Below are 13164 nucleotides of genomic sequence, written 5' to 3'. Positions count from 1 at the left end.
GTGATGAGCGCACTTAGGCACTCAATCAAAATTGAGCGCTAAGATTGGCTTCTTATTATTCTTTTGTGTTGTGCGGTTAACCGTAGGCACCGAAGGCATCGCGTTTGCCTCTATCCAATGTCTTTGTTTTTCGAACTTCGGATAAGGTAAAGGCTGGCGTTGAGGAATATAATTGCTCAGTTGTGCGGCTTCGTCAGACACTATGACGTGAACATTACTTCCGCCCAAACCAAAAGCACTTATACCAGCGACTCGATTTCCGTTTATTTCTTGCCAGGGTTCGTTTTCTAATGGCAAGTACAGTGACGATGATTCGAAGTTAAACCTTGGATTGGGTTCATCACAATGCAATGTCGCTGGTATCGTTTTATTTTCCAAGGCAAGAAGCACTTTACACAAGGAGGCTATTCCAGCTGCACTTAGCAAATGACCAATATTGCTTTTAACACTGGCGACGGCACAACGGTGATTCTCGCTGGCCTGCTTGTTAAACACTTCGTTAAGGGCTCTAAGTTCAATCGGATCACCAATTTTCGTACCAGTACCATGGGCTTCGACCATTCCAACGTCTTGCGCTGTTAAACTGGCGCGCTTCAGGGCCGTTTCAATAACCTGCTGTTGTGCTTTCGGATTTGGGGTAGTCAGCCCCATGGTCTTGCCATCATTATTAGAAGCGACTCCCTTAATGACACCTAATATCCTATCTCCGTCATTCTTCGCCTGTTGTAAGGATTTGAGCAGGACAGCTCCGCCACCTTCACCCGGTACAAATCCGTCTGCGGACTTATCAAATACCTGACATCGCCCCTTTGACGATAGCGCTTTGGCTTCAGTAAATTCCAAATAATATTCTTCATCCAATAGCAAATCTACGCCGCCGACAAGAGCCATTTGGGTATCGCCGACACGAATACTCTGACATGCCAATTTAAGTGCGTTCAACGAAGAAGAACACGCAGAGTCCACCACCAGGTTCGTTCCATGCCAATTCATAAAATGTGCAATCCTGGCAGCAATGAAGTTTTGATCTCCTCCCAAGCCAGCTGCACCAAGCTTTCCAGCCATCCGCTTGCGATAATTCGAAATTCTAGCGCCAACGTAAACATCTATGGCTTGACCATCTAATTCCTGTTTTTCGTAACCCGCGTTACAAAGACACAGACAAGCCTGTTCAAGCATCATCCTAATCGCTGGATCAGTTTCCGAAGCTTCCTTCTCAGACATTTCGAAAAATGCAGCGTCAAAGTGTTCAATATCGTTTAAAAAGCCGCCCCATTTGCTCACACTTTTACCAGAATGTCCTGCCGGATCAAAAAGCATTTTAGTGTTCCATCGACTTGATGGAACTTCATCAATTACGCATCTGCCCTCAGCCAAAATTTCCCAATACTCAGCCAAGTTGTCTGCACTTGGAAAACAACCGGAAGCACCGATGATGGCTACGTCTCCAGTAACATATTCCTTATTCTTATCAGATGTTTTTTCTTGCACACTATCAATTTTTAATTCGCTTAATGCCAAGTCTAACTGTGATAGGAATTGTTCGAGTCGTGCGATGCTGTCGTGTTCCAGTAATGCGGTTGGCTCTATGAAAACACCGAATCTAGCTTCCAATCTGGACATCAGCTCTGCCAACATCACTGATTCTATGCCGAGCTGACTAAAGCTGGCATTGCGATCCAAGTCCCCCGACGCAATTTCCGTCACTTGTGAAATGATCTCTACCAACGCTCCAGTTAAATCCGTGGTTACGCGAGGAGGCGTTGGATTGCCATTACCTTTATCAACAGGTCGTGACGGATGAATTGCAAGTTGTTCACTCAACTGATTAACTGTTGGATAATCCAACAACAAATGTGGCTCTAAAGAAAACCCCACATGGTTTTCTAAATCAGAGAGCAGTTCGGCCATCATGACCGATTCGACACCGAGCTCTGCAAATTCAAGGTTTACATCTAAACTCTCTGAAACCATTCCTAAACGTTGCGCAATGATGTGTCGAACCTGCTGTTTCAGAGCGTTGTCTGACGCTTTTTCAGTACGTTCAACCTGTGGCGTCACTTTTTGTTTCTGCGGTAAATTTCTCGAAACTTTTAACCGCTCATTCAAGTCCGCCGGTTTATCTCTAGATGGCAAAAATGCAACGTTCGGCTCAACGTTATTGTTTAGCAAAGTGTCAATAAACTCTATGCCTTGAGCATCAGAAATCGGCTTCAAACCAAGCGCCAAGCATGCCTTTAAACTGCTTTCATCATCCGTACGCTGCCAAAACGGCCAATTGATTGAAATGAGTTTTTTGTTTTTTTCTTCTGCGACGGCAATAGCATATTTATCCATCATACTATTCGCCAAAGCATAATCGCTTACTCCTGCCGCTAACTGCGGAAAAACAGCCGAAACAGATGAAAATGACAGGAAGAATCGATAGTTAACTGGCATAAGAGCCGAAACGAGATCTTCTAATAGGCTTATTTTGGGTTTCAGTGTGCTTTCAAAATCTGCCTCTGATTTATGGGTGAAAGCTGGTGAACCGTTGCTACCTGAGCCGGCGCAATGAAAAACGCCATCAATAGGACCCAGTTGCTTTTGAATATCTTGTACGCAATCCGCCAGTTCGATCCTTTCTAGCCCAGAGAAAACCTTTACAACAGCGCCCATTTTTCTCAATGCCATAACATTTTCTTTTGCTTCTCGCTCGAGAGAAGAAAGCAGTACATCTTCCTTTTCTGACCATGACGTGCTGCTCAGAATAACCAGTTTCCTAGCACCTCTTTTGACCCATTCTTTTGCGATCATGGCACCTATTCCTCGGGTTCCGCCTGTCAATACATAAACGCTTTCACTATCAGGTATAAACGGCTCACCGCGAGTTAATTCCTGCCACCTCAAAGACGGCACTTCTCGAGCGCCGTTGATATACCGAATTTGACGATAATCTGGTTTTAAACTGCACTCACTTTTGATGATCTCTGCGACTTCATGAGCACAAAGCTCTGCGTCCAGCTCAACAGAAAGGCTTACCGTCTTGATATGACTGCTTCGGTGTTCTTGCGCGATGGCTTCTATGAGAGACGCCACTTTAGCTCCTACCCCGAGCTTTCCACTGCACAAAGGATTAACCGAAGTACTCGTTAGATGTAGTATCTGGGTAACCATAGAGGCTTGTTTTAGCATAAACTGTAAAGCTTGCAGTCGGTGCTCGAAGTGTGTGTTGTTGTGTGTTAAATCAACTAGATCAAGAACGATAATTTGCTTTTCATTGTTAATTAATCTTGTTAATTTGCGCAGAAAGTCAATACAATCAACATTTATTGACGTCAATCTTTGCCATGGCAGCGAGCCTTTCATTCGCTTAATAAGACGCTCAGTTATATCATTCACTATTGCAATGCAGAAACTTTCAGAGTGTTCAGGCTCTACAGCCAAGTGTCCGGCGCTCTCCGTCCAACTCTTTTGTACAACCTGTACCTTATTTGCGAAATATTGTTCCTTAGTATGTGCTGATTGTTTTATCCAACAATGATCCTGCTCAAACGGATAATCAGGTAGCGTCAAAATATGAGGAAAACCATCGGGATAGAGCTTTTCCCATCGCACTGAGCCGCCAACAAGCCAATGTTCTATAATTTCCTGATGATTTGTACTTGATGGTGTTGGCTCAAGAACGACTTCACTTTTATCCTTTGCAATTATTGGTGTTGAGTTTGATTTCCCCTCTAAATATTGCTTAATTTTGAACTGAGCATCTTCAATGTCGGATACCAAGAAACAAACTCGATGCTTAAATGCTTCTCTGCCAACCTGTAAAGAAAAGGCCAATTGCTCAATAAGCAATGTATCGTGCCTTATTTGGCTACCCAGTTGCGCTAGCAAGCTGTCAACCACACTCAGATTTACGTCACCTGAAGTTTCCTGCCAACCTAACGTTGCTTTTTTCCTATACGCGGTTAAAGCGCTAACGAGTTGCTGTGTATCACTGTTCTGAGTCGATTCTCCCTCTTCCAGGCCTGATAAATAACTCAGTAGTAATTTCAGATTTGATGCTAATGCACGTTCTGTGTGTCCAGATACTGGCAGGTAAAAATAAATTGTACCGTTATCACTATGCGAGCTTAAAGGTGCTGCAGACTCTTTAACTCTATACTCCTGAACTACAACGTGAGCGTTAGTGCCTCCTGCACCAAAAGAACTGATACCCGCTGCCATTAATTGCTCTGGCTCCGTTTCCCATGGCTGCAGTTCAGTTTGAACCTTAAAGGGTATCTGTTCCCAATTTATATTTGGGTTAAGCTCTGTGGCATGAAGTGTTGGCACAATTTGCTTGTATTGCATTTGCAGCAACACTTTTGTCAACCCAGCAATTCCCGCCGCGGCTTCCAGGTGACCAATAGCAGATTTTACGGAGCCAATGTTGATCTCCGGAGTACAATCTCCCAGCGCATTATATGCTCGAGTTAACGCTTCTACCTCAATCGGATCGCCTAAGCTGGTTCCTGTACCATGGGCTTCTATATATTGAATATCTGCAGGATTTAAATTAGCGCTTTGCATAGCCTTTTCAATCAAACGTGACTGCACATCCGCATTGGGCACCATGTATCCATTGCTTCGACCGCCGTGATTAACTGCCGAGCCTTTGATGACGGCTAAAATACGATCACCGTCCTTTTCTGCCTGTGCTAAAGTCTTGAGTAATACAGCGCCAGCGCCTTCACCGGGTATAAAGCCATCAGCATCTGCAGAGAAACTTTTGCAAAGGTTATCAGGAGAACGCATTTTTAGTCTGTCAATAGTTACAAATTTATTGGGATGCAAAGACAAATTCACACCACCCGCTATCGCGAGCTCCACCTCGCCACGCCATAAAGCTTCAGCTGCTAAATGAATTGCTGTTAATGAAGACGAGCACATGGTATCGATAGTCATGCTAGGACCATTAATATCCATGAAATACGATACGCGATTGGCTATATCAGCATTAGATGTATCAGATGATTCAACATTTCCACGAAGGGTTTCTTCCACACCAAAATAGCTGTATTCACTGTACATTGAACCGACGTAAACACCACAACTTCCATTGTGAACATCTCGAATCCGACTCGGGGGATACCCGGCATTCTGCAATGTATTCCAGACAACCTGTAAAAATAACCTCGTTTGGGGGTCGATTAATGCTGCATCTCTTGGAGCTATATTGAAAAAGAGCGGATCAAATTTATCGACTTGTTCTAGAAATCCTCCCCACATCTGGTCAGAAGACCAGTTTGCTTGTAATCGGTTCTCGGGTATTTGTCGAACGCTATTTTTGCCTTGTGCTAAATTACGCCAGTATTGATCTAAAGTATCGGCTTGAGGATACTTACCAGATACACCAATGATGGCAATATTTCGAGTACCATTTTTTGCTGAAGAAAAACCTGACGACATTTTAGTACCTGCCGGTGCCTTCCCATTAGTCTTAGTTAGCAGAGCAGACTCCTTTGACATCGGTAGCAAACCAGTGAGATGCTCTGCGATCTCCCCTAAAGTTTTATACTGATAAAACAATGAAGTAGGTGCGTTTTTATAGCGCTGCTTAATCACACTATTCATTTGCAATACAATGGCTGAAGAAAGCCCGTAGGAGTCTAAAGCAATGTGCGATTCAACTTCTGTGACAGGGATTTGAGTTACATGAGCGAAGTGTTGCTGCAACCAAACGTAAACCTCATTTTTAACAGCAACGTCGTCAGTCATTTTCTCAGCGATACAAACATTATTTGAATATGACGGCTTGTCCAGCCAATACGAAACCATTTCGAAGGGATAACTGGGTAATGCAATTTTGACTGGAGTTTGACGCCAAAATTGAGTCCAATTGATTTCCTCACCCTTCAACCACCTTTGAATTTTTGAATTCAAATTCAAAGAAAGCTGATTAGCATACTCTAAGTGTGTATGAGACTCGCCTTTACTCAAACATATTAAAGCCTGTTTTAAAGTTCGCATGTCATGGGTCCTGATGACTGCACGTTTGCTGAGCTGTCTTCTCCCTTGTTGCAAAGAATATGCTATTGAAGCCAGTTTATTGGCTTCTTTTTCGACAACACTAACGTCCACAAACTCTGCTATTCGGGATGCTAACAATTGCAAGCTGGTCTGTGTGCAGGCGCTCAACGGAAAGAAGTAATCACCATCATGAGAAAAGATTGTGTCACCTGTTTTGCTTTCTAATGCAGGAGTAATCAAGGCATGTGCATATGAGCCCGTCGCGCCAACTGCGTTAACCAAACAGGCATTCTTTGCATTTCGTTCCAAAATCTCAGCCGCAACACAGGGTATTAGCTTAATGTTTTGCCAATCGACTAATTCAGTGCCAAATTGTGTGGGCGCAATTTGACCTTTCTGCAATTGCAAAATAGCCTTAGTTAACTGTGCCATACCGGATGCGGCTTCTAAATGACCTATGTTGGGTTTAATACTACCCAACCATGGGTGGCAACCCTCTCGATCGAATACCTGCTGAAGTGCTTCCAGCTCCGCAAGGTCAGCCATATTGGCACCAGATGCAGCAGCTTCAACGTAACATATATCTTCGGGCTGAATATTTCCAATTTGTAGTGTTTCTCGAATTGAGGCTGTTAACCTTTCCACGTTCGGCGTTGCGTATCGATTTTCACTGCCTGCATGTGAAACATGCGTCGAGTTTAACCAGGACAAAACTCTGTCCTTTTGTGTCACTGCTACTTCTTTGTTCCTTAATAACAGTGCGCCACAACCTTCCCCTGGAATCCAACCATCATTTGAACTATCATACGCGAGACCCGAGCAATTAGATGAGGCCAATAGGTTTAAATCTTTGAGAATTTGTCCGTGATATTTATCCGCAAAGAGATTCACGGCACACACAACTGCTGATTCGCATTCACCACTTAGAATGCTCTGTCGTGCCAAATGCAAGGCAGTCAAGGAAGAAGAACAAGACGTATTAACAGCAATACTTGGCCCGGTAAAATGGAAAAAATGCGAAATACGATTTGCAATATCAGACCCCAAAGAGGCAACTACTTCTGATTTATTAGCTCCTTGTTGTAGATAGTCATGCCACATCACTGCGACAAAAACCCCAACCTTAGCCCCATTAGTATTTAGGGAAATACTGTTGTGGGAACTTTGCTCTAAACATTCCCATACAGTATGCAATAATAAACGGGTCTGGGGATCTAAACTAGCAGCTTCGCTAGGTGCTACGTTAAATAATTGACTATCAAAGCCGGTGATATCGTCAAGAAACCCGCCCAATAAACCGGAGTTGGCATTACCATAAATTTCGAGGCGTTCAAGCGGGTTTCTAACTTGCTTTCCTGTGAGCAGGTTTTGCCATAACTCTTCCGTATCATTTGCCTCTGGATATCGACCCGCAACCCCCACAATTGCCAATTCTTCTGGTGTTGAAGTATTTAGAAAGGGTAAGTTTGGCTGTTGATTCTGATTGCCAGCGCAGTTCTCACCAGTATGGTTGACGCTCCCTCCTACAAATGATTGCAAGTATAAGTGCCCCTCATCGATCGGCAGAGCTTTTTGCAGTCGCTCCACATTCATATCACCAATAATCGTAACACCAATATTACAACTAGCCTGGGCCAACATAAGCAGCTGTCCCATGTAGCCAGCTTCCAACATCAAATAACGCTGAGCAGACTCTCTATATAATGGCTTAATCGCATTTTGCTGACCCAACATAAACAAGCTGAAACTGGCACCTGAATAAATGTCTCGGTTATAGAAGAAGTGGTCGCTGTGCTGTAATCGTTCCTCACTTGTTAACGAATGCAGTTGATGCTCCAGCGGATCATAGTGATACCAACCACAACCAAAACCTTCAACAGCATTGTCATTGAGATACAGAAATATCTGCACAGCATAGGTACCGCCAGCCGAAGGATACAGCTTGCCTCCTTCCACTGCACAGAGAACAGATAAAAATCTCTCGAAATCTTCTCGTGCAATAGTTTGTTTTTCAAATTGTCTTTGGTTTGCTCTCCAAGATTGCCAACTTCCTTGTTTTCGCCAATTGTGTAATGGCGTTGCTATGGAATCAGGCTGTCTAAGTAGTTGGTTTTTGTTCAATGCCTTAAACTTATCAACCGCCTCTTTATCACATAAGTCTATTGAGTCTATATTTACAGTGCTTCCGTGTTCTCCTTCACATTCTACCTGCGCTACTGAGGCTCGTTCCACATGTCCATTGTCTTCTAAGTGACTTAGCACTTCTTTGGCTACTACCTCATACAAACCATTGAGGGAAGGATCATTCATAAGTGCCGATACATTGACATTACATTGATAACGTTTCCGAATGGCGTTCGTGACCTGAATCATATTGAAAGAAGTTAAACCCAAATCCCATAAATCCTGTCCACCTTGAATTGAATTAGAATTTAATTGTTTACAAAGCAAGTCTTTGATGAACTGAAAAAGTTGCTGACGCACCTCATCGCTTTCACTACTTTTAGTCCGGATAGTAGAGCTTGATTGTTGGAGGGGCCAAGGTAGTGCCTTGCGATCCAATTTCCCATTACTTGTTGAAGGAAATGTATCAATGTAAAAAAAGAAATTTGGCACCATATATTCCGGTAGAAATTGGCTGCAATAAGCCCTTAATAATTTAACCTCCATCTCACTGCCATTGGCAATTAAGTAAGCGATTAACTTTTTATCTCCTAAGTCGTCTTCCTTAACCTGAAGTGTCACATCTTCAATATTAGGATGAGCGCGCAATTGATGCTCGATTTCCCCCAGCTCAATGCGATAGCCGTGAATTTTAACCTGTCCATCTGAACGACCAATAAAGGAAATATTGCCATCCGATAAATACACTGCTCTATCCCCAGTTTTGTACATTCGCTGTCCAGGCTCAGAGGAAAAAGGATTAGGAATAAATTGTTGCGCCGTTAAACTGGGTCGTTTCCAATATCCAAGCGTTAAGCAATCGCCGGCAATGTAGAGATCACCCTCGCGTCCAATTCCGCAAACTTGTAATGACTCATCCAGAATGTAATATTGGCTATTATCAATGGGTTTACCGTAGGGAATACTTCTCCACTCATTATTCACCGATTCAACAGGGTAATAATTCGACCATACCGTGGCTTCTGTAGCACCTCCCAGGTTAATGAGCTCTGACCGTTGAAAGCATCTCTTTACCTCTTTCGGTAAACTAAGTGGCGTAAAATCGCCGCTTAAAAAAACCAACCTAAGTGTTTGATCAGCCAAAGACAAATCACTACTTGCCATCCTCTCTTTCAATTGAAATAACATTGCAGGTGAAGAATTCCAAAAAGTAATCCTCTGTTCAACCAAGACATCAAATAATAAATTCGGGTCCTTACGCTCTTCTGTATTAGCAACATACAGTGAACCACCACATCCAAGCACGCCAAATATGTCAAAAACAGACAAATCAAAACTCAAAGAGGCAACCAATAACCCCATGTCTTGGGCGTCAAAATTGAATCTGTTTTTTGCCCAGTTAATAAGGTTCAACAGTCCATGATGAGCAACCAACACACCTTTAGGTTTTCCCGTTGAGCCAGATGTGTAAATTAAATAAGATGAATTTTTCACACTTGAGTTGATCTGTGGATTGACGCTTGTTTCAACATCTTTTGGGACTTCTTCATTGAGTAGGATGAACTCACAATCAAAGTCACAAGTGAAATCTGACTTAGCTTGCTCGTTCTGTAGATAAATCTTTGCTGCTGAATCTTTCAAAATATCTTGTTTTCTGGAAGAAGGCAGCGTGGGATCTAGAGGTAAATACGCAGCACCGGCTTTGTGAATAGCCAAGACGGTTGCAATCATCAGAGGGCTTGGTTCTATTGACAGCGCGACGATAACCTCCGGAGCAGCGCCTTTGTGTATCAGCATGTTGGCTATGCTATTCGCCCAATTATTGAGTTCTTTATATGTGATTTCTTGATTTGCAGACACCAATGCAGTCTTCTTAGCGTATTTGTCAACCTGTTGCTCGAATAACTGAATAGGCAATTTATTTTTACTGTACGCTGTTTCAGTTGCATTCCAGTCATAAATAATTTTCTCGAACTCGGCTGCGGGCATCTCATCAGCTCGATGCTCTCCACCCTTACTATTTTCCTGCACAGGCAAAGCAAACATTTCATGCACATCGATATCGTTCCAATTTTCTTTTGAAGACAGTAAATCAATAGCGCGTTGTAAATCCTCAAACCCTTCTCTTATCGCCCCAGGCGTAAAGTCGCTTTCAACGGCATCCCAAAATATATTCAGCTTGTCATCCGTTTCGACGCAAATCATATCTAATGAAACGTCGGGAGTAGCGGTTAACCAGTCAAGTGCCCTCACATTTTCAGGTAATCTATATGACGCCTCATTCCATAGGCTCGTGTAAACTACGGGAAATTGAAAATCAGAAGAAGAGTTAAAACTCCTTTTCTTCAAAATGCCCAACCCCTTGGAAACCGCCCCTTCGACTCTTTCGATTAAAATTGTGTTACACTCCCTAACAAAGGACACAAAATTGCTAGCATAAGCCAACGCCTCCAAAGAACAAACCAACCAAGTCAAAGAGGTATACTCACCAGGTCTGAATCTATCGGTTTCATCGTCCCAACACACGACTGGAATGGTAAAGTTACTTTGCTTAGCATGTTTTGCGATTGCCAAAGCAAATAACGCACTCAAAAGTGCATCACAAGACACCCCCAACCTTTGAGTACCGCGACGCAATAGAGGCCACTGGGTTAACTCTGTTGTCAGGCGCGTACGTTTAACAGGTCGAACTTCGTGATCAAGGCTGGGTCCTGACGGTGCTGTACGTAAGTGCTTTTGCCAATAAGACTCCCAATCCGAAGCAAGAGGAGAGTTTTCAACAACTTCCTTTCCCTTATACCAATCATGTTCACTCAACAATGGTGTGAAATTAAAATTTTCATTGGCGTAAAATTCAAAAAGCTGATGTGCAATTTGTCTGATACTTATCGCATCAATCATTGCTAAGTCCATGACAATATGGATGTATGAATCATGTTGTGACTGCTTGGTAACTACAATCTCAAAGCAAGGGGTTATCCCCAGAACATTGTATTTTTCAATCAGATTCGACTTTACCTGTGACAACGCACCTACACTATCATCGGCAGATGTGAGGTCGATAACTGCCACATCCCAGGTCGTCAACTCAGCTGCTAAGCATTTTTTATTGGCATCTTCAGCAAAATATGTCCGCAAACATTCGTGCTGATTAATCCATCTTACTACTGCTACTTGAAAAGTTTCATAGTCAAAGTCTTTGACATGGAAGCTTTGCAAGATATTGCAAGCGCGATTTGACCTGGATAACGAACTTGATTCTGAAAAACGGCTAACTAGATATGCTTGCTGCAATGCATTAATGTCCGCACCCGATTTCGTATAATCATCCAGAGCAAGAAACTGTAGCGTTTGGATTAATCGAGAAAATAAGCGTTCGATTTCGCCAAGGGCAAAATATTGTGGCGCATAATCCCAATGAATTTTTAGCGCGTTGTCTTCCTCCCACATTTCGTGTTCCAACCAAACACCGGTGGTATGTGAGGATCGGCAACACAAACTCTTTTGGAAAGGGTTTTCGGGAACACTGTCCAACCCTATATCCAACAAGCTGGTGAATACTAATGGCATATGGATATCTTTTTTATGCAGTGCTCGATACCGCCTTATCACTTCGACACCGTCTAAAGCATTATTCGATAGATCTTGCCACAGTAACTTTTTTATATGTGTGGCATTTGTTTCGAAATCAGAACTTAACTCACTAGCACTAAATAATAAGCTTCCGGTAAAAGGGCCGATTAACTGACGGCTGGCCTCACTTTGCAACCATGGTCTATTATTTGTGGTTAGCAATAAGCTAACGTCTTTGTTGTTTAACCGTCCGCGCAGTACTTCGCAAAATGCCGTCAACACGAATACAGTTGGTGAAACGGAGCTCTGTTCGGCAAGTACCTTTAGTTTTGACCAGGTATCAGAGCCAATTTCAGTGGAAATACTGTCTCTTGGAAGCAGATTTTGCTGAGCGTGCTCTTGACTTAAAAGCGAATTGAAATTGGGTTGAAAGCTACACAGCCTTTCATCCCAATAGCGTTCTACCTTGTCATCATTGAGTTGTTTTCGTTTGGCAGCGACTTGAAGCAATGCCTGTTTAATATCGCACTCCTCAGCTGGCCACTCGATAGATAAATCAAGGTAAGCCTGATACCACTTGGACAACAAGATATTAATACTCAAGCCATCAACCAAAATACCATTAATGCTTAAATGAACGACACTGTCACCGTTTCCACGGTGCGAAACGGCAACCCGAAAGCCATACTCTCCATTCGAGATTTTTTTTGTAAATTGTGCTCTGATATCTCTTAAGTGATTTTGCCATGAGACTTCCGTCGAGAACGCTTCGTTGTATACATGGATTAGCTGATTTGAAATTTTATCTTTGATGCTCAACTGTCCATCAGCGTCAACGCACATTCTCAATACTGGCGTTGCATTTACCAGTTTGCTCCAAGCGGAACTCAACCGGCTTAAATCCAAATCTAACACCTTAAATGAATAATATAGTAGGCATCCAACAGCGTCTGGGTCTGATTTATTTTGTGCAGCAACCCAATATGATTGTTGAATAGGTGACAAAGGAAGTGATTTTTCGCTGTACTCTGTTGCCGTAGGATGTTCAGCAGTTACAGGAACAATAATGCTAATCTGCTCTTCAACCAATTCACAAAGCTGGTAAACGGTATCAATACGATTGAGCTTTTCCATATCTAACTTAACGGAAAAATTATCTTTGATTGCAACCCATAACTCTAACTGTCTAATAGAAGAAAGGTTGAGAGTTTTTAACTCTGTCTCGGGAGTGAGTTCTATATGAATACCAAAACAATTGTTCAATACAGCACAAACGCGAGTAAACACGCTGCGTACATTGACACTTTGTGTATACTCATTTTTCTGGCCATTTGAATGAACATATCCATTTTCGCTTTGCATAATATCATTTCCACGCTGAACGATAAATTTTTACCAAATGCACATACTACAAAAGCAAGTAAAAACAACATGCTCAATATTGATAATTTGTATTTATTCCTTATAAAGAACTGG

The 13164-nt window shown here is 42.6% G+C and carries 1 protein-coding gene; it reads right to left on the bottom strand.

The window, feature by feature from the left end; genetic code table 11:
• Window positions 1-21: 21 nt before the first annotated feature.
• Window positions 22-13050, bottom strand: a complete 13029-nt coding sequence (locus J7384_RS05535; protein ID WP_209111917.1) for a non-ribosomal peptide synthetase — start codon at window positions 13048-13050, stop codon at window positions 22-24.
• Between the last annotated feature and the right edge of the window lie 114 nt (window positions 13051-13164).

The sequence above is a fragment of the Endozoicomonas sp. G2_1 genome, from assembly GCF_017744155.1.
GTDB lineage: Bacteria > Pseudomonadota > Gammaproteobacteria > Enterobacterales > Alteromonadaceae > JAGHQT01.
This window is presented reverse-complemented; position numbering and strand designations above follow the sequence as displayed.